We start from the raw sequence: 18,845 nt of genomic DNA, 5'->3' as shown, positions 1-18,845 counted from the left end.
AACTCGTCCAGCATATTTTTCTATAGCAATCCTTCCAAGAGCCCACGCATGAACTCTTCAGACTTGAATTCTCCGATGTCATCGATTTTCTCACCAAAACCAATTAGTTTAACTGGAATATCTAGTTCCTGACGAATAGCAAGAACGACGCCGCCTTTTGCAGTACCGTCTAGCTTGGTCAAAACAAGACCTGTCAATGGAGTAATTTTTGCAAATTCCTTGGCTTGACTAAGGGCGTTTTGACCTGTGGAGGCATCTAGTGCTAAGAGGGTTTCATGCGGTGCATCAGGTAAGGTCCGTTTGATGATACGACCGATTTTTTCCAGCTCTGCCATAAGGTTATCTTTATTCTGCAAACGACCTGCTGTGTCAATCATGAGAATGTCCACGCCTTCTGCCACGGCACGTTTGACCCCGTCAAAGACCACGCTGGCTGGGTCTGACTTTTCAGGACCAGTGACTACAGGTACATCAACACGGCGGCCCCACTCGACCAGCTGGGCTACAGCACCCGCACGGAAGGTGTCCGCCGCAACCAGCATGACCTTCTTACCAGCTTGCTTGTACTTGTAGGCCAACTTACCGATAGAGGTGGTCTTCCCAACCCCGTTGACACCGACAAAGAGCATGACAGTCAGGTCGTCTTGGAAGTTGATCTGCTCGCTGAATTGACCGTCTTTTTCGTAAATATCCACCAATTTTTCGATGATAACCCGACGGAGTTCATCTGTCTTTTTAGCCTTCTGTAGTTTGGCTTCATATCGGAGCTCCTCTGTTAGCGTAGAGGCTACCTGCACGCCTACGTCTGACAAAATCAACATTTCTTCCAATTCTTCGAAAAATTCTTCGTCTACTGAACGGAAATTAGCAAAGAATTCGTTAAGTCTTGCACCAAAGCCTGTACGGGTCTTTTTCAAGGTCCGCTGGTACTTGTCCTGCTCACTTTCCTGCTCGACTGGAACAACTTCCTCAACAGGCTCTTCCTTGACCTTGGTTTGAATAGCAGGGTCAAAACCTTGTTCCTGCGCTTCCTTCACTCGAGCCGCAGCGGCTTCTTTGGCTGCATAATACTGAGCCATCATGTCTAAGGTCCGTTGTTTCTGAGCTTCTTGCTCGGCCGTCAATTCAGACTCTGCTACATCAGACTGAAACTCTTCCTTTTCTTGACTAGCTGACTCAACTTCAGTAGTTACAGTATCTTCGCTTGAAGCCAACTGCTCTACTTCCATTTCTTCAACAACTTCTTCTCTAGGCTCTTCCTGAGCCTTTTGTCCAAACAATCGATCGAATAATCCCATACTAGCCCTCGTTCAATACATAGTGTTCAACAGCCCAGGCAATGCCGTCTTCATCATTGGTCTTAGGCAAAACTACCTTGGCGGCAGCTTTTATCTCATCTGTGGCATTAGCCATAGCAACACCCATACCAGCCCATTCAATCATAGAAAGGTCATTGCCCTCATCGCCACAAGCCATGACTTCTGACTGGTCAATTCCCAGATGACCAATCAACTTAGCCAAACCATTTGCCTTGTGAACACCTTTAGGGCTCCACTCAAGCAAAATATCACGCGATTTAAAAATCTCAAAACGTTCGTGCATTTCCGCAGGAATTTTCGGAATTTGTGCATCCAAGAAATCTGCATCTACTGCTGATACTGCCTTATTGTACACAAAATCCTCTGGCAATTCGTCATCAGTCACCTTGATTTTATTCAAAAGGGGGTTAGCAGTCAAATAGAGAGATTCGTGGAAAGCTGGTAGAGAGTATACATCCCCACCATAGACTGCATCAAGGGGTAAATCTAGTTCATTGGTCACCTGACGAATGGCACGGACTTCCTCAATGGTAAAGCCCACCTTATCCAAAACCCGACCTGTATTTTCTTGAACCAGACCACCATTAAAGGTAATGGAATACTGCCCCTCACCCAGCAAATCTAATTCTTCCAAAAAAACGCCAATGGCTTGCAAGGGGCGTCCTGTAGTCAAAACCACATAGACCCCCTGATCACGCGCAGCTTGTAGAGCTTTTTTATTTGCCTCTGAAATCCGTTTATCAGATGTCAGAAGCGTTCCATCTAAATCTAATGCAATCAACTTAATTGCCATTTACTAATTCCTCCATGTAGGCCATCACGGCTTCTTCATTACAATGCCCAATAACCAAGTCTGCTCGTGTCTTGACTTCATCAACTGCATTTGCGGTCGCAACAGAAAAGGCTGCTAGCTTCATCATTTCTAGGTCATTTTGGTTATCTCCGAAGGCGATCAAATCCTTTCCTGACAAGCCAAAGTACTTGCATAAATGCGATAAACCAATTCCCTTATGAACACCTGACAAGATAATGTCGATTGAGGTAAAGCCCGTCGTGACAGCAGTCAATTGTTGAAAATGATTATTGATCCAGTCTTGCGCTTCTGTACGTATATCCTCATCAATATAGAGATTTAATTTAATAATATCCTCAGAAACATCCTCAAAACGTGGAAGCAAAACAATATCTTGGTAATAGTCTGATAGGACCTGATATAGATCATCTTCAACCGTATCCAACATGTAAGAAGCCTTCAGACCAGATAGGGTGATATGCTGAGGTTTAACATATCCGCTCTTAATCAGTTCATCCACCAAGGATAGATAGGTTGCTGGTTTAATGGGCTCATCCATGTAAATCGTCTGATTACCATACAGAACTACTGCTCCATTTTCTGCAACCAGGGCAATATCATCTAAGAAATCCTCGAACAAGAGTTTCAAACCTGGTAGAGAACGACCACTTGCCGCTACAAACAGATAGCCCTCCGTTTTAAATTGAGCAAGTAGGCGGCGAAAACGCTCCTTGTCAAAGTGATGATCCTCTCGTAGAAAGGTCCCATCCATATCGCTTGCAATTATTTTTTTATACAACATACAGTTCCCCTCATCTCATCCATTATACCATAGTTCCATCGAATTTCGAATCTTGTCTTACAATTTCGCATATGAAAATATTTCTTTATTCAAGTTAAAAACCAGCGGTTCCCCACTAGTGTAAAATCTCTTATTCAGAAATCCTTGACCTACAAAGTTATCGTTTGAAACGACTAAACAAGTTAAAATATGGCTTTGTCTATACCTAATTTTGTGCACCGATTCGGTGCTTTTTATCTCTGTTATTATTATTTCAAGCTTTAAATCGTTTTCTATACATATATTTGTACTATCCATTCCTCATATGTGCTTTTTTCTTCATTCCATGTTAAACTTATAGGTAAGATTTAAGAACCTGTATTCACTGTTCAGCACTTCCATCTAAGGCTAGTTTATCAGCTACTCATCGTTAGTTTTTTTAAAAATACAGTCAGTATTCCCTTGAAAAATTATCTAGATTAGCTTAAAACTATCTCTTATATCAAGTGAATACAGATTCTAGTTAGAAAGCACATTATTATGATTACAAAAGAATTCGACACAATAACCGCTATTTCTACCCCTCTCGGAGAGGGAGCTATTGGAATTGTCCGCCTGTCTGGGACGGATGCCTTTGCCATTGCCAGCAAGGTTTTCAAAGGAAAAGACCTAGCAACTGTACCCAGTCACAGCCTCAACTACGGTCATATCATTGATCCTGCGACGGGGCAAGTGCTTGATGAGGTTATGATTGGAGCCATGCGTTCCCCTCGCACCTTCACCCGCGAAGATGTCATCGAGATTAACACTCACGGAGGCATCGCCGTTACCAACGAAATCCTCCAGCTCCTGATTCGTCAAGGGGCTCGGATGGCTGAGCCGGGTGAATTTACCAAGCGTGCCTTCCTCAACGGCCGTGTGGATTTGACCCAGGCTGAAGCCGTTATGGATGTCATCCGTGCCAAGACCGACAAGGCCATGCACAATGCCGTCCGCCAGCTTGACGGCTCCCTCTCCCAGCTCATCAACGACACGCGCCAGGAGATTCTCAACACGCTGGCACAGGTCGAGGTCAACATCGACTACCCTGAGTATGACGACGTCGAGGAGGCGACGACAGAGCTGGTCCGTGAGAAGACCCTCCAGTTCCAAGCTCTTTTGGAAAATCTCCTCCGTACCGCCCGCCGTGGTAAAATCCTGCGTGAAGGCATCGCAACTGCCATTATCGGTCGTCCCAATGTCGGAAAATCCAGCCTGCTCAATAACCTCCTCCGCGAAGAAAAAGCCATCGTTACAGATATCGCAGGAACAACCCGCGACGTTATCGAAGAATACGTCAACATCAAAGGCGTCCCCCTCAAGCTGATTGATACAGCAGGTATCCGTGAAACAGACGACATCGTTGAAAAAATCGGTGTGGAACGCTCCAAAAAAGCCCTTGAGGAGGCCGACCTCATCCTGCTGGTCCTCAACGTATCTGAGCCTCTGACCGAGCAAGACCGCAATCTCCTAGCCATTTCTGACATGGCAAACCGCATTGTCCTGCTCAACAAGACCGACCTAGAAGAGAAGATTGAAGCAGACCAGCTGCCTGAGGAGGTCATCCGCATTTCCGTCTTGAAAAACCAAAACATTGACCAAATTGAAGAAAAAATCAACCAACTCTTCTTTGAAAATGCTGGTCTGGTAGAGCAAGATGCCACCTACCTCTCCAACTCCCGCCACATTTCCCTCATTGAACAGGCTGTCCAAAGCTTGCAAGCTGTTAATGACGGACTGGAAATGGGCATGCCTGTTGACTTGTTACAGGTTGACCTGACCCGCTGTTGGCAGATTTTGGGAGAAATCACAGGTGATGCTGCTCCAGACGAACTCATCACCCAACTCTTTAGCCAATTCTGCCTTGGAAAATAAGAACAAGGAGGATGGGCAAAAACTAGCCAGTAAATAAAAACACAGATAGATTCGAGCTGATTTTGATAAAATCCAGCCGAACTATCTGTGTTTTTATTTTTGTTTCTACTATCTTGGACTAATTTCTTAGCCAATTTCGTTAGATTCCTGCTCATTAGTAGAATACCTATCTCTGTTGGATTCGTTTGCTCTTCGCATTAGTTGCTCAACTATAAATAAATCTAATTCAGTATCAACGTCATATCTAGACCATTCAGGTGACAGATATCCAAATGTAGTAGAAGTGTAAAATGATTGGTTCTTCATAAATTTGCCTACTGTGGACATCCACATTGAACCATCTGGGTAATAAATCATGCCTTGTGATTGTCTATTTGTTTTCGTATTATCCAATTTAGGTAAATGAAATAAACCATTTTGTAATAGCGGTGCTACCAAAGACAGATTTCTATCAAACGGTTTAACTGTAATACAGGCGTCATATTTATCAGACCAAGAATTTGAAAAATCACGAATAAAAGAGACTGAACGCAACGGACTAGTGACCTGAAATGCAATAAAATTGGTATCTAGACTATATCTTCTTTCTGAAAATACATGCAATATGGTTTCAACCATAGTTGAAGTATCTGTCGCAAGGTCAATTGGACGTTTGACATATAGCAACTTATCCCTATAATAGGATGTTAATAAAGAAATATAGTTCTCGGAATCAGTAGATATGACAATTTCATCAAACAGTTGACACTCTAAGGCTAAATCTATCGTATAACAAGCCAACGGTTTTCCACCAATCATTCTAATATTTTTATGAGGGACTCCTTTGGACCCAGACCGCATAGGAATAATTGCTACCCTCACATTCCACCTCCAATCTCTACTATAAAACTTGTTCTAATGGTCTTAGTGGTTCAATCTTCATTATGATTCTTATGCTCTTTTACTTGCGAAGCATAATAGGCAAGCTTGTTAAATTTTAGCCCAAAAGTTGCCAGTTCATCCTGCAATTTCTTTACGCTCGATACCATGATCCCTCGCACTTTCACATTTGGTAGATCTTTTAACAATAAGGCTGTGGTGGAATAGTAATGGTAGACTTCCACACATTCATACTTAGCTAATAAGCGAAATACAAAATCTTCTGCTAGTAGGTCTGTTTCTACTTGATTTACATAGCTAATATCTATTGGTTTTCTAGGATGCTTTAAATAGTAATCAATACCCAACTGTATACACACTGCTTGCGTATAATTGGCAGTATCCATCCTAGAATCTTGTATTTCTTGACCAATAAAAACACGAGCCAAGGGCTTTTTCACATCACTTCCAGCCTCCATTTCAAAGGGGAGTGATAATCTGGTAACCACTGGTGCAGGGATAATGCTTGGAACATCAAATACAGTATAATGTTCTAGGGACGAAGCCTTTATGCGCTCTTGATCCCAAGATGGGTGCAAGTGCTGGAAAGTCTTGTATTGACCAGGAGTTCCAAAAACTCCATTTTTTAAAATAGAAGCCGTCCCATCATCAAAGGTTTTTATCTTGGTATCCGGGTGAAATTCTAGATAGATAGAAGCCGGTACGGAATCAAGCGAGGCTACGTAGAGATAGTCGATTTCCGATGGCAGAGAAGAAATTCCTTGATATAAGGTCTCATCAATACTGTGGTCAAGTAAGTGTAGCTGAACACTCGGTGGGAGCTGCTCCAACAAAGGGGGCCACTTGGTTTCGACTAGCTGACTCTTTAAAATTACCAATTCCCAGGTATCCTCTAAATTTAACTGCATGATTGCCAATGCAACCTTTAGCTGAAAAGGAGTTTGGCAAAAGATTAAATTTCTCAATGGTATTCCTCATTTATCATCTATTTTTCCTCAAAATTCCTTTCTTTGTGCTAGTCTTCCTAAAAGCTCACATCAAGAAGAGAAGACATCGAACCATAACAGCATTGAGCTTCTCTCAAAGAAAGAGGTTTTACTCTACATCTCTAGAGCCGACCGATTTTAGCCAGTTGAGGAGGGCACTTTCAGCCTCATCATGAGAAAACTCTTGAGCGATCTCTAGCACCTTTTCTGAAACTTGCTTGCGATAATCCGTCGGCCATGCGACAAGCTTTCTCAAAACCTCCACCAACTCCTCAACGGTTTCAAAACCTGTACCGTAGTCAAGTTTGTCCAAAACTTGGTTGTGACCAAAGTCAACCTTAGAAAGAATGGGAATCAAGCCGACCCCCAAGCTTTCGACCATGGCATTGGCATACATCTCACTGATAGAGCAAGAGAGGTAAGCTGTAAAACTATGGCGGGGGATAAGGGCTGTATCCACAAAACCTTTCAAGATCACATTGTCAGGGATCGGATGAGTTTTCCTAAACTTTTCAACTTCATTCGCCATCCCTCCGTAGATGTGCAACTCTAACTCCGGTACCTGACGAAAAGCCTCAATAGCCATATCAACCCGCTTAATTCTGTTAAAGTGGCTTGAAAGGAATACCTTATTAGAGGATAATCCCATTGGAGGATGAGAAGCAACTGCTACACCTACCGGATGGATAAATGTGGCATCATATCCCTCTTCTACCAGTCTCTGATTGAGATAAGGACTAGCCGTCAATAGCTTGTTCGGAAGAACGGTTTGATAGTTTTTGTTGTGTTCTAGTCCATGATAATGATTATAGTGTAGGACATCTCGGAAAATCATCCCTCTCTCCTCAGCGTAAGCTATCAGACCAGGAAAGTGAGATTGCAACTGATCTTTGATGATAACATCCTTCTCGGCCCCATGCTCATCCAGATAACGTATCACCAAGTCCTCTTCTTTGAACTCCTCTTCATCCAAATAATAGGAGACCACTGGATACTCCTTAGGACCTTGATAGTAGCCAGAGATCGCGATAGAACCATCTCGATTATAATACTCAAAGGATTGCTCGTCATTTCCATACGCAGTATAGTACGGACCTTGAGAACAAAAGGTTGTCGAAACAATTTCTAAGTTGGCGTTGCGATGCAAGATACCAACTACAAAACCATCTAGATTGGTATCAACGTCAATGAATCCATTCGCTACCTTGTAGATTCTGTATTGTGGGCCTTCTTTTAATAGCTGGGCACCTACTTCCAATGTTTTCTCAAAGGCTTCAAGTGTATAAGTAAAGGTAGTAGTATCCATATCTGAATAGGTACCTGGAAGGTTAATAACATCCTCTGGTTCAAAGCCCATGACACGTAAACGTTGGTAGTCATGCTCTAATACAAAAGGGGTGGTTACTAAAAATTTATTGGCGATTCCATGCTTCCTCAATACTGCATGTCGGTAGGTTTGGGTAGATTCGTAACCGAATATTTTAGGCGACATGAATCGCCTAAGGGTATAGACTGTCATAGCTTCACCGTCTTTCTATTTTTCATTTACTGTAGAAAAAGCGAACAAGTTTCCACCTCTATTAACAGAAGGCAGTCCTGTTCGCTTATATAGTCATGTCTGGATCACTTAGTCTAATACTAATCTGGTAGCGAGGTCGTCATTTCAGCTGGTTGAATAGTCATCGCTATTGCGGTTGTTGCTTCTGCCTCATAGGCTTGACGACGGTATTTGTAGGTGATAGTCTTAGTTCCTTCTTCCACAGCACCTTCCTCGGCCTCATCCACACTGACAAAAGTATAACCAACTGTTTTGTTGCCTATATAATATGTGTATTCAACGACAGCAGTAGCAGAATAGCGATCCCCTTCAGGAGTAATAACAAGACTCTTTATAGAAAATTTCGTTAGGTTCATATTATTCTTATAATGGTATTCCACAAAATCATAGACCGTTTGATAGTCTGAAGTTGTTATTTGGCTTTCACCCCATGTTTTAGTTTCCGTTACAGTCACATATCCATCCGCATCCGGAGTAACGAGATTACCATTATGGTCAATCATTTCTAAAACAGGAAGACGGATCAAAGCGATCTCTGCATTTTTCGCAGTTTTATCAGCTGTGGTATCGTAAGTCAGACCAGTTGGGACTCTTTCAGTCGTCTCTGATACCACCTCTCCCGCTGCATTGCGGACGATTGTTGTGACCTTATTAGCTACGACACCATTATCCACAATGGTAGAACCGGAAACAATCTCTTCCCCGGTATCCGCATCAACATAACGGGTCTTAACGGTACCAGTTATTGGTGTAGAGATAGTTTCAGTCGTGTTTGGAGCAACTTTATAAATATAGGTAATGGTTGTAGTACCCTCTGTAACGAGACCTTGTTCTACATCGCCAGCTTTGACTTGAACGAATTCATAAACCTTACCATCAAAAGTAATAGTTGTTGGTTTCTGAGTTGTTGCATCATAGGTCAATCCTGAAGCAACTGTCTCTTCTTTAGAACTTGGTACTCCATCTACAGTGGTTGTCGTTGTCCTAGTCGTTGAAACCAAACCATTCTCTACTAGTTTGTACAGGTCTTTGATTTCCTTACCTTCGGTATCTACATATTTAACATTGACATTACCTGTCGTAGTTGTTTCTGTGACAGCTTCTGTAATTTGTGGTACATGGCGGTAGATATATGTGACTGTTGTAGTCCCCTCTGTAACGAGACCTTGTTCTACATCGCCAGCTTTGACTTGAACGAATTCATAAACCTTACCATCAAAAGTAATAGTTGTTGGTTTCTGAGTTGTTGCATCATAGGTCAATCCTGAAGCAACTGTTTCTTCTGTAGAGCTTGATACTCCATCTACAGTCGTTGTCGTTGTCTTAGTCGTTGAAACCAAACCTTCCTCTACTAGTTTGTACAGGTCTTTGATTTCATTACCTTCGGTATCCACATATTTAACATTGACATTACCTGTTTTAGTTGTTTCTGTGACAGCTTCTGTAATTTGTGGTACATGGCGGTAGATATATGTGACTGTTGTAGTCCCCTCTGTAACGAGACCTTGTTCTACATCCCCGTCTTTGACTTGAACGAATTCATAAACCTTACCATCAAAAGTAATAGTTGTTGGTTTCTGAGTTGTTGCATCATAGGTCAATCCTGAAGCAACTGTTTCTTCTTTAGAACTTGGTACTCCATCTACAGTGGTTATCGTTGTCTTAGTCGTTGAAACCAAACCATTCTCTACTAGTTTGTACAGGTCTTTGATTTCATTACCTTCGGTATCCACATATTTAACATTGACATTACCTGTTTTAGTTGTTTCTGTGACAGCTTCTGTAATTTGTGGAGCATGGCGGTAGATATATGTGACTGTTGTAGTACCCTCTGTAACGAGACCTTGTTCTACATCCCCGTCTTTGACTTGAACGAATTCATAAACCTTACCATCAAAAGTAATAGTTGTTGGTTTCTGAGTTGTTGCATCATAGGTCAATCCTGAAGCAACTGTTTCTTCTGTAGAGCTTGATACTCCATCTACAGTCGTTGTCGTTGTCTTAGTCGTTGAAACCTTACCCTCCACTACTAAGTTGTACAGGTCTTTGATTTCCTTACCTTCGGTATCAACATATTTAACATTGACATTACCTGTTTTATTGGACTCTTTTACGGATTCCTCAGCTATAACTGGTATGTAACCTACATACTTCCAACATTCGCTTTCTTCAGCAGTGTGTTGGAATCTTTCATCCAATTTGATTTCAATTTGTTGAACAATATCTAAAAAGCCAACTGATTCTGCTAAAGCAGCTGAGCTAAACCCAGCCCCAGTAGCAACCAATAAAGCTACAGCAACAGTTTTACCTGTACGTTTATTCCTAAACATCAAGTAACCAGCAAAGGTAGCCAAACCAACACCTACTACAATTAGAGTTGTAGCCTGTTTTACACCAGTATTTGGCAAGACTTTTTGTATTACCTTTTGGATAGGACTAGACGGAGCTAGAGAACTTGGAGTTTTCGGTGTGTCTGAACCTGGAGTTCCCGGTGTACCACTACTTGGTGGCACCGGTGTGTCTGAACTTGGAGTTTCCGGTGTATCACTACTTGGTGGCACCGGTGTGTCTGAACTTGGAGTTTCCGGTGTATCACTACTTGGTGGCACCGGTGTGTCTGAACTTGGAGTTTCCGGTGTATCACTACTTGGTGGCACCGGTGTGTCTGAACTTGGAGTTTCTGGTATCTGAATTTCATCAGATGGTATGGCACTACATTTTCCTGTTTTTTCATACACTAAAACAAAATCTGTAATCCATTCCACATTTCCTGTCTCGCTATTGATCCATGACATCGGTACATCAGTAATTTGTCCTGGGATGACATGAGATTTCTGCTCATCTGAAAGTGAATCTGACGCAGCACGTCGGATTGGGGTAGTCTGAAGACCTGTTTTGATTTCCGCAGCTTCAACACTCGGAATAGTCATAAGTCCCAAAGCACCAGCAAGTGTAATTGTCGAAACCAAACCATAGGCTTTAGTTTTTATCATTCGTTGCCTACCTTCAGCTTCTGCGATTTTAGAAAAAATATATTTCCTATTCATTGTAAATTACCTCGAAAATTTAATCCTAGCAAATTAGAATCACTTACAGCTAAATGAATAATAATCATATCTAAAAAATATTTAAGAATAGATATCTATTTTTATATGCTAGCATAATTCTTCTCATTTTTCAAGATTATTGTCCTATATTATAAAAGAAAATCCATATTTTATAATGCTCCATCTCCATTTCAAGTTTTTGATTATATTAACACATAAACAATTGATTTTATTTACTATTTAGGATATACTAAAAATAGAGAGGAGGTCTTCCCATGAAAAAAATCATCATCTGTATTGCACTTCTATCCTGTCTAGTTTTTCCCTTTATCGGCTGGAAACTCTACGCCTACCAGCACAACAAAATAAGTTTGACTGAGAATGCGGATTTCTACTTGGTTTATCCCGGTAAGGTCGAAGCCTTTCAACTAAATGGCCAAGAACCTCAACTCCTTCATACACAAAAGATGAGTTCGGAAGGCTATTTTGGCTCAGGTGAAAATTATGTCCTAGACAATCGGTATCTAGTCTTTGCCAACGATCAGCAAAAATTCATTAACGACAATCTGATATCCATCGATTTCAATACTGGCACTGTCTTGCGAAAGCCAAGTCAGTATAGTAGCTATATCAGTGGTACAGATGGACTAGACTTTTATACAGCGGGGCCCTTTCATACTTTGGCGCAATTTGATAAACAGTTTGAAACACGTCAAACCTTCGTTTTAAATGATGACTTTATACCTAGCGCTCCTGTCATGGTGGACCAAACGTCAGTCTATTTAACTGGTTTTGTGAAAGATTTTACCCAAGAAGGACCCGAAGAAAATGTCTTAGTGGTTTTTGATAAGAAAGATTTTTCAAAGCAAGAGGTATTTAAGTACGACAATACCATTGCCACAGGAGAAGGGCTTTTGGTCAATGGAACCATCTATCTCCCAAATTTAGGGAAAAAAACAAGTGAGTATGAGGACATTGAACAGTCATCCGAACTCCTAACCTTTGATACAAAAACAAAAACATTTTCGTCAGTAACTTTAGAACACCCCTCACCAAGCACACTCCATGCTCTCAAAGACGAAAACCTTCTTCTCATCGAGCACCAAAATGGCATGTTTAGCCCACTTTCCTTTACTATTTACAATACCCAAACTGGCGAGCAATCCTACCATACTTTGAAGGACTTAAATCCTCGTCCTCATTACATCGACCATATCCGTCAAATTGATGACAAACGCTTAATGATTATTCTAGCAAATCAACTCCTTATCTATGATACAGAGGCTAAGAGCATTATCAGCCAGACCACTCTGTCAGAAGACTACGTTTCTGGAGTTTGGAACAATCCATAAAATAAAGAACTCGGCTCAGGGAGCCGAGTTCTTTATTCTTTATCCTGTAAATCCACACTTGGCACTGTTGTCGCCGCATCGTTGCTAGCTTGGAACAGGTCGACTTTTTCATAGCCAAATAGGTTGGCATAGAGGGAAGTCGGGAATCGTTTGATTTTTTTATTGTAGGCAGTTGCCACCGCATTATAATCCTTGCGGGCAACCAAAATCCGATTTTCAGTCCCCTCTAGCTCGGTAATGAGGTCAGATACCTGTTGATTGGCTGTTAATTGCGGATAATTTTCCGTCACCATCAGCAAACGTGAAACAGCCGAATCCAGCTGACTTTGTGCTTGATTGTAGTCGCTGGTTCCCACTTGGCTAGAGCCGATTTTCGCACGCGCATCCGCTATGGCAGTGAAAATCTCTTCCTCATGCTCCATGGCTCCCTTAACTGCTGCCACGACATTCGGTATCAGATCATAGCGCCGTTGAAGCTGGGTATCCACATTAGCCTGGGCATTTTCCACTTCTGCATGGCTATCGACCAGCCCATTGTATTGACCGACTGCTCCCATTCCTAAAAATAGCAGAGCGAAAACCGGGATTAGTATGGCTAACCATTTCTTTTTCATAGACTTTCCTTTCTTTTCTTACCAACCAGATGAGGCTCCGCCACCGCCACCACCGCCGCCAGACCAACCACCTCCACCATAGGATGATGAAGAATGGGAAGAATGATTGTTGTGGTAATGATGGTGGTCATCTACCAACATCCAAAGCAGATTGCCCGGACCTCCGCCACCTCGGCTGGATTTATCAATAATCATAAAGATAATGACAACGAGAATAACAATCATAAACCATACAAAGCTGTCACTTTCTGCACTGGTCCTTTCTTCCATTGCAGCCAGCTGTTCTTGACCCAGACTAGTCCCGTAGAAGCGATCTCCGATGGATTGGACAATATAGGTCACTCCTCCATCATAATCTTCCTGACGGAAAAACTCCCTAGCACTTTCCAGAATATCCTTGGCTTCCACATCTGTCAACACCGTTGCAGCATTGTCGGAGGTTTCTATCCGAAACTCCCTGTCGGCTATGGCAATCACCAAGAGAATACCATTGTCTGTTCCAGCAAAGCCGACCTGCCAGTCACGGAAGGTTTCATTTGCCAGACTTTCAATATCCCTTGAAAGACTTTCCGTCACATAGACCCCAACCTGCAGTTGTTGCTCGCTAGCTGCCCAGGCCTGATTGAGCTGGTCAATGCTGGCAATGGTTTCACTAGAAAGAAGCTGGGTTTCATCAACCACCGTCGTATCAATTGGACGGGCTGGAATTCCCTCAGCTCCTACCAGACTAGGCTGACCTAGGCTGAAGAGTAAAAGCAAGAACCCTAATAAATAGAACAGATATTTTTTCATACGGCACCTCCTCTGAAGGTAGAAACAACATCTTTATATTATTGTATCATTTTTACTTTATTTTTCAAGGGATTGCTGAATTATTTTTGATAAATTGCTGCTCTTGATTGGCTTCTTGCTCTATGAAAAACCAACTTTCTTATACATGGTCACATCTTCTTCTAAGGCTCGGAAACCGCATTTTTTGTAGAAAAAATATGCCGGAAGGTTGCGTTCGGTTTGCAGAAGAATATGAACAATTTTTCTATCAACTAACTGCTTCTCTATGTTCGCTAGAAAACTAGCACCATGTCCTTGCCCTTGGTAATCATGGGAAATGCAGAACTCTTCAATTCGATACTCTGTTCCTTCATACCAATAGCGGATGTGGCCAAGTGATAGACCTAGCAATTTTCCCTGGTCAAACAAGCCAAAACAGAGGGCTCTTGGATGTGCCAGTAAATCGCCTATGTAGCGGTCTAATTGTTCCTCATCTGACCAATCGTCGTTCCATGGTTCCTGGCTAAATACAGATAAAAAGAGCTGTTTGACCATTTCCATATCTGAAAAGCAAAGTTCTTTCAGTTTCATTCTTCCTCCTAAAAAAGACGGGTATCCCCGTCTTCATGTATTACTTAATGAGTTCGTAGATAGCTTCTGCATAAATGGCAGCTGCACGGTAAAGTTGCTCAACTTCAATAAATTCGTTGGCTTGGTGCATTGTGTTGACATCTCCTGGGAACATAGCTCCGTAGGCAACCCCGCGTTTGAGCAAGCGTCCGAATGTTCCGCCACCGATCACTTGTTCATGACCTTTCAAGCCTGTGTGTTTTTCATAGACAGACAAGAGGGTTGCGACCATTGGGTCGTCGATTGGGCAATAGTGTGGAGTATGACCATGCGCTGATAGGCTGACAGCTTCTACACCCAGTTTTTCCAAACCAGCCTTGATGGTTTCAGGGTTGGTATTTTTTGGATAACGGAAGTTGAGGGCAATGGTATTGTCTGATGAAGTTTCGTCAAATTTGAAGACACCAGCGTTCATAGAAAGGGCACCCATCTGATCGTCGTAGATGGCTACGCCGAGTTTTTTAGCATCATGGTCTTCTAGAAGGACTTGTCCTGCCAAGTCAAGATAGGCTTTGGCTGCTCCGTCAAAGGCAAATTGGCTGAGGAATTTTGCCAAATAGGTTGCTCCGTTGACACCTTCTTCTGGGGTTGAACCGTGGGCTGATTTTCCGATGACGGTCACTTGAACTTGACCATTTTCAAGGGTTTTCGCGTCAGCTTTTAGGCCATAGGCTGCTGTGAAGTCTGCCAACTTGCTGTCCAGATCTGCTAGGTCGCCAGAGATAATAGCTGTCGCAGATTCAGGCACCATGTTCTCACGCAAACCGCCTGTGAAGGAATGCAGTTTAGCAGCTCCGCTATTTTCCCCCGCAAAATGAAGATAAGCTGTGATATTGCCCTTTTCGCCGTTGATAATCGGGAACTCAGCATCAGGCGAGAAGCCGAAGTCTGGCAATGGTAGGCCGACGTGCTCAAAGTAGTAATCCATGTCCGCCCAGCCTGACTCCTCATCAGTACCGACGATGAAGCGGACTTTTTTAGATGTCGGAAGGCCCAACTCCTTGATGATTTTCAAGCCGTAATAGCAAGCCATGGTCGGTCCCTTGTCGTCGGAGGATCCGCGGGCAAAGAGCTTACCGTCAATGATTTGCGGCTCGTAAGGGTCGGTGTTCCAACCACTTCCAGCAGGAACCACGTCCAAGTGCCCAAAGATACCGAGGACTTCATCGCCCTCGCCGAATTCAAAGTGACCTGCGTAGTTGTCAACGTTCTTGGTTGGATAGCCATCACGCTGAGCGATTTCTAAAAACTTATCCAAGGCACGCACTGGGCCAGGTCCAAATGGGTGCTGGGCATCGGCCTGGCTGTCGTCACGCTCAGAATTGATGCGGAGGAGGTCAAAGAGGTCCGCTAGAAACTCGTCCTTGCGTTTGTCAAACTCTGCTCTAAAATCTACTGTCATATTTTCTCCTTTTCAGTATCGTCATTTGGTTTATCTTTTATTACTTCGACGAGCGAGGAAACGTCGTTTCCTTATTTCCAACTTCAAACACTCCACTGGAGTGTTTGAACTCACCTTGCCTGATTTTGTAAAAGTGACTTGCTTTGCAAGTATTATCTCCCACCTTGCACAGTCCATTGACTGTGCAAGCAATCTGGGAGACTGTTTCAAGTCAATGCCTAGAAACAAGAAAGCATTGAGTTATGCCTGCGGCTGTTGACACAAACTTCGTTTGTCTCATCTCCGACCTTCAAAGGTTCCCCGAACCTTTGAAGCTAGTAATAAAAGTAAACCAAAAGACTATATCAAAGTAAGTCTATTTTATCATATTTTTTCTGACTTATCTCGTAAAAAATGACCTATCAAATAGAAAGGTCACTCAAATTTATTCAAACTCCAACTGGGCCTTGTCGGTGAAATAGGTTTTGTAGGCTGAGTAGGAGGCAATTACAGAGGCCAGACTGGTTGCAGACAGCAACATGAACATAACCATAATCTGATAGCGGATGGCATGGACTGGATCAACTCCTGCAAATATTAGCCCTGACATCATGCCAGGCAGGCTGACCAGACCGACTGTCTTGGCTGAGTCAATGGTAGGCTGCATACCTGTTTTAATAGCCTCGCGCAAAATATCCTGTGAAGCCAGTTTGACAGTTGCACCCAGACCTAATTTTTCCAACACCTGTTGGCGGTTATCAGTAAAGGACCGGTACATAGCTCGATAGGATAGACCGATTGCTGTCATTGCATTACTAGCCAACATCCCTGAAATTGGAATGACTTGAGAAGGTATTAATTGGATGGCACCTGATAACAGTAATAATCCTAAAGTGATACTGGTGGAAGTGAGTAAAGCAAGAAAAGGATAAATCAGCTTTTTGTTCTTGTTTGGATTGCGTTTATTTGCTTGTACACTGGCATTATAAAGAATAATCAAAACCATTGCCATGCTGAGAAAGACATTTGAGGCTTGGAAGATAAACTTGAGAATGTAGCCGACAAAAATCAGCTGAAGGACAGTTCTGACAACAGCCATGAAAATATCCTTGGTCAAGCCCAAGTTTTCCTTCTGACTGATGCTAATTGCTACCAAGACTAGTCCGAAAACAAGGGCTAGGGAGAAATTATCTACTGAAACATTCATACTTGCACTCGACCTCCATCTATTCTCAGAATCTTTTGGGCTACATCAATCTCTGACTGGTCATGAGTGACTTCAATCAGGGTATTTCCTGCGGCTTGATAATCTGCCAAGAGCTTGTTGACAATGGCCTTGGTTTCAGAGTCCAATCCCGCAGAGATTTCGTCCAAGAGTAAGACCTTGGGTTCAAAGAGCAGATTGCGGATGAGGGCAACTCGCTGCTTTTCTCCTCCTGATAATTCTGTGATTTTTTTGCTTAAAAATTCTGGTGCTAGATGTACGGATTCTAAAGCTGTGAGGGCTTTGGTTTGGTCAAATGCTAACTGACGAATGGTAAATGGAAACTGGAGATTATCTTGGACGGTCTGCCCAAAGAGAACTGGCTGTTGAAAACAGTAGGAAACTTCCCTCCTATAAATCGGCATATCCAGCTCTGCTATGTCCCGCCCCTGAAAGAAATTGGTCCCACTTGTCGTGGATGTTAAACCTGCCAAGAGTTTTAGGATAGAGCTTTTGCCACTGCCCGAAGGTCCAACCAGGGTTAGTCGCTCGCCGGCTGCAACGGTAAAGCTGACATCAGTTAAAATCGACTTATCATTATCCGATAAGCCGACAGATTCAAGTTGAAAAATGTTCATCTTAATGACCATGCTCTTCTGCTTCTTCAGCAGCGATAGCGATAGCCTGTGTTTCATGAACTGTCCCGTGAGCGTGATGAGCAGGTCCATAAATAGAATAGATTTTAAGGTCTTCTTGACCGATGTTAATGACATTGTGGTAGGCACCGTTTGGAATCAAAATAGCATCTTCCGGTCCAACTTCAGTATCAAGTATAATCTTATCTTCGGACTCTCCCATAATAACACGGCCGTGGCCTTGCTCAATGCGGAGGAATTGATCGTTTTCGTTGTGTACTTCCGCTCCGATGTCGCCGCCAACTGGGATGGACATAAGGGTAACTTGTAAAAGCTCTCCTGTCCAGAGGGCTGTGCGGTAGTTGGTATTTTCAAGCGTTGCTGTTTCGATATTGGTTACAAATGGTGCTTTTCCATAGTCTTTAGTTGTCATAGTTATTTACCTCTAAATTAGAATTATTCCAAACTTTCTTTAGAACAATTCTAATTATACTCCTTTTAATACACTTGTCAAGCTTTTTTAGAAACATTATAATTTTCAGATAAATTTAAAAAAAGACCAGCAAACTGGCTGGTCAATCTCTAGTATAAGAAATAATTTCTTCTTCGGTGTCCGCGTCCACAAAGGTTAGCCGATCAAGGTTGGCGATTAACTCAAAAAACGAATCACGATTCTTCTCCAATGCTTGCTCAGCAGAAACAGAAGGGGTTGAAACCTTTAGAAAAACACTCAATCCATAAGGTCTTTCATCAGACTGGATCTCTATATGGTCATACTGATAAGCCATTGGATAATCTTGCAAACTGGCAATTTTAACTACCTTGTTATTGTCACCGACATACTCTGTTCGATAGTCTTCAATCGATTCACCACTATCTTTAGCCGTGGACTGGCAAGCTGTTAAGCTGAAGATAGATAAGCCAGCTACTAGAAAAACAAATAATCGCATACCTCTCATGTGACGCTCCTCCATTTTTTAT

General features: G+C 42.5%; 17 protein-coding genes. 2 read left to right on the top strand and 15 right to left on the bottom strand.

What is annotated here, in order from left to right; genetic code table 11:
• Positions 1-20 precede the first annotated feature (20 nt).
• From ftsY to PW220_RS03760, 3 genes are read right to left on the bottom strand one after another with little or no spacing between them, the layout of a single operon-like run.
• Complete coding sequence (ftsY, locus tag PW220_RS03770) at positions 21-1,298, bottom strand: signal recognition particle-docking protein FtsY (RefSeq protein ID WP_248054502.1); 1,278 nt, start codon at positions 1,296-1,298, stop codon at positions 21-23.
• A 1-nt stretch (position 1,299) separates the two neighbouring features.
• A complete protein-coding gene (locus tag PW220_RS03765; protein WP_248054505.1) occupies positions 1,300-2,112 on the bottom strand; it encodes a Cof-type HAD-IIB family hydrolase in 813 nt (270 codons plus the stop codon).
• A complete protein-coding gene (locus tag PW220_RS03760; RefSeq protein WP_248054507.1) occupies positions 2,102-2,914 on the bottom strand; it encodes a Cof-type HAD-IIB family hydrolase in 813 nt (270 codons plus the stop codon). The genes PW220_RS03765 and PW220_RS03760 overlap by 11 nt, the downstream gene beginning before the upstream one ends.
• Positions 2,915-3,433: 519 nt before the next feature.
• Between PW220_RS03760 and mnmE the strand changes: the two genes are divergently transcribed.
• Positions 3,434-4,807, top strand: coding sequence for a tRNA uridine-5-carboxymethylaminomethyl(34) synthesis GTPase MnmE (mnmE, locus tag PW220_RS03755; protein WP_248054509.1), 1,374 nt, complete (start codon positions 3,434-3,436; stop codon positions 4,805-4,807).
• 126 nt (positions 4,808-4,933) lie between these two features.
• On the opposite strand, the gene PW220_RS03750 is transcribed toward mnmE, so the two are convergent.
• The 4 genes from PW220_RS03750 to PW220_RS03735 all read right to left on the bottom strand — a co-directional run bounded on the left by PW220_RS03750 (position 4,934) and on the right by PW220_RS03735 (position 11,223).
• Entirely contained in the window at positions 4,934-5,668 is a 735-nt protein-coding gene (locus tag PW220_RS03750) for an acylneuraminate cytidylyltransferase family protein (protein WP_316716449.1), read from the bottom strand.
• Between the two features lie 50 nt (positions 5,669-5,718).
• Positions 5,719-6,651, bottom strand: coding sequence for a glycosyltransferase family 52 (locus tag PW220_RS03745; protein WP_248054513.1), 933 nt, complete (start codon positions 6,649-6,651; stop codon positions 5,719-5,721).
• A 130-nt stretch (positions 6,652-6,781) separates the two neighbouring features.
• On the bottom strand, positions 6,782-8,164 hold the full coding sequence (locus PW220_RS03740) for a glycosyltransferase (RefSeq protein WP_248054515.1): 1,383 nt from the start codon (positions 8,162-8,164) through the stop codon (positions 6,782-6,784).
• Positions 8,165-8,310: 146 nt separating this feature from the next.
• A complete protein-coding gene (locus PW220_RS03735; RefSeq protein ID WP_316716448.1) occupies positions 8,311-11,223 on the bottom strand; it encodes an LPXTG cell wall anchor domain-containing protein in 2,913 nt (970 codons plus the stop codon).
• 329 nt (positions 11,224-11,552) lie between these two features.
• Here PW220_RS03735 and PW220_RS03730 point away from each other — a divergent pair, with 329 nt between their 5' ends.
• Complete coding sequence (locus PW220_RS03730) at positions 11,553-12,629, top strand: hypothetical protein (RefSeq protein ID WP_248054519.1); 1,077 nt, start codon at positions 11,553-11,555, stop codon at positions 12,627-12,629.
• 32 nt (positions 12,630-12,661) lie between these two features.
• On the opposite strand, the gene PW220_RS03725 is transcribed toward PW220_RS03730, so the two are convergent.
• The 8 genes from PW220_RS03725 to PW220_RS03690 all read right to left on the bottom strand — a co-directional run bounded on the left by PW220_RS03725 (position 12,662) and on the right by PW220_RS03690 (position 18,814).
• The gene (locus PW220_RS03725; RefSeq protein WP_105124228.1) at positions 12,662-13,243 is read right to left on the bottom strand and encodes a LemA family protein; all 582 of its coding nucleotides are present in this window, start codon (positions 13,241-13,243) and stop codon (positions 12,662-12,664) included.
• An 18-nt stretch (positions 13,244-13,261) separates the two neighbouring features.
• Positions 13,262-14,035, bottom strand: a complete 774-nt coding sequence (locus PW220_RS03720) for a TPM domain-containing protein (protein ID WP_248054521.1) — start codon at positions 14,033-14,035, stop codon at positions 13,262-13,264.
• Between the two features lie 120 nt (positions 14,036-14,155).
• Positions 14,156-14,605, bottom strand: a complete 450-nt coding sequence (locus PW220_RS03715) for a GNAT family N-acetyltransferase (protein WP_248054523.1) — start codon at positions 14,603-14,605, stop codon at positions 14,156-14,158.
• A 40-nt stretch (positions 14,606-14,645) separates the two neighbouring features.
• The gene (gene pepV, locus PW220_RS03710) at positions 14,646-16,046 is read right to left on the bottom strand and encodes a dipeptidase PepV (protein WP_248054524.1); all 1,401 of its coding nucleotides are present in this window, start codon (positions 16,044-16,046) and stop codon (positions 14,646-14,648) included.
• 424 nt (positions 16,047-16,470) lie between these two features.
• Positions 16,471-17,232, bottom strand: coding sequence for an ABC transporter permease (locus tag PW220_RS03705; RefSeq protein ID WP_248054526.1), 762 nt, complete (start codon positions 17,230-17,232; stop codon positions 16,471-16,473).
• Positions 17,229-17,867 (bottom strand): ABC transporter ATP-binding protein, encoded by a 639-nt coding sequence (locus PW220_RS03700; RefSeq protein ID WP_248054528.1) that lies wholly within the window; start codon positions 17,865-17,867, stop codon positions 17,229-17,231. Before PW220_RS03700 ends, PW220_RS03705 begins: the two co-directional genes overlap by 4 nt.
• Before the next feature lies 1 nt (position 17,868).
• Positions 17,869-18,303, bottom strand: coding sequence for a cupin domain-containing protein (locus tag PW220_RS03695; RefSeq protein WP_248054799.1), 435 nt, complete (start codon positions 18,301-18,303; stop codon positions 17,869-17,871).
• A gap of 136 nt (positions 18,304-18,439) precedes the next feature.
• Positions 18,440-18,814 (bottom strand): DUF4825 domain-containing protein, encoded by a 375-nt coding sequence (locus tag PW220_RS03690; RefSeq protein ID WP_248054530.1) that lies wholly within the window; start codon positions 18,812-18,814, stop codon positions 18,440-18,442.
• Positions 18,815-18,845: the final 31 nt, after the last annotated feature.

This window comes from Streptococcus sp. 29892, from assembly GCF_032594935.1.
In the GTDB taxonomy this organism is placed as follows: domain Bacteria; phylum Bacillota; class Bacilli; order Lactobacillales; family Streptococcaceae; genus Streptococcus; species Streptococcus hyiners.
Note: the sequence above shows the minus strand (reverse complement) of the source record. Positions and strands in the feature narration are given on the sequence as shown.

Excerpts from the sequence above, each read along its gene's own strand:
- pepV (WP_248054524.1), bottom strand. The coding sequence starts at position 16,046 with ATGACAGTAGATTTTAGAGCAGAGTTTGACAAACGCAAGGACGAGTTT.
- PW220_RS03740 (WP_248054515.1), bottom strand. The coding sequence starts at position 8,164 with ATGTCGCCTAAAATATTCGGTTACGAATCTACCCAAACCTACCGACAT.
- PW220_RS03760 (WP_248054507.1), bottom strand. The coding sequence starts at position 2,914 with ATGTTGTATAAAAAAATAATTGCAAGCGATATGGATGGGACCTTTCTA.
- PW220_RS03730 (WP_248054519.1), top strand. The coding sequence starts at position 11,553 with ATGAAAAAAATCATCATCTGTATTGCACTTCTATCCTGTCTAGTTTTT.
- mnmE (WP_248054509.1), top strand. The coding sequence starts at position 3,434 with ATGATTACAAAAGAATTCGACACAATAACCGCTATTTCTACCCCTCTC.
- PW220_RS03720 (WP_248054521.1), bottom strand. The coding sequence starts at position 14,035 with ATGAAAAAATATCTGTTCTATTTATTAGGGTTCTTGCTTTTACTCTTC.
- PW220_RS03765 (WP_248054505.1), bottom strand. The coding sequence starts at position 2,112 with ATGGCAATTAAGTTGATTGCATTAGATTTAGATGGAACGCTTCTGACA.
- PW220_RS03690 (WP_248054530.1), bottom strand. The coding sequence starts at position 18,814 with ATGCGATTATTTGTTTTTCTAGTAGCTGGCTTATCTATCTTCAGCTTA.
- PW220_RS03725 (WP_105124228.1), bottom strand. The coding sequence starts at position 13,243 with ATGAAAAAGAAATGGTTAGCCATACTAATCCCGGTTTTCGCTCTGCTA.
- PW220_RS03700 (WP_248054528.1), bottom strand. The coding sequence starts at position 17,867 with ATGAACATTTTTCAACTTGAATCTGTCGGCTTATCGGATAATGATAAG.
- PW220_RS03735 (WP_316716448.1), bottom strand. The coding sequence starts at position 11,223 with ATGATAAAAACTAAAGCCTATGGTTTGGTTTCGACAATTACACTTGCT.
- ftsY (WP_248054502.1), bottom strand. The coding sequence starts at position 1,298 with ATGGGATTATTCGATCGATTGTTTGGACAAAAGGCTCAGGAAGAGCCT.
- PW220_RS03705 (WP_248054526.1), bottom strand. The coding sequence starts at position 17,232 with ATGAATGTTTCAGTAGATAATTTCTCCCTAGCCCTTGTTTTCGGACTA.
- PW220_RS03715 (WP_248054523.1), bottom strand. The coding sequence starts at position 14,605 with ATGAAACTGAAAGAACTTTGCTTTTCAGATATGGAAATGGTCAAACAG.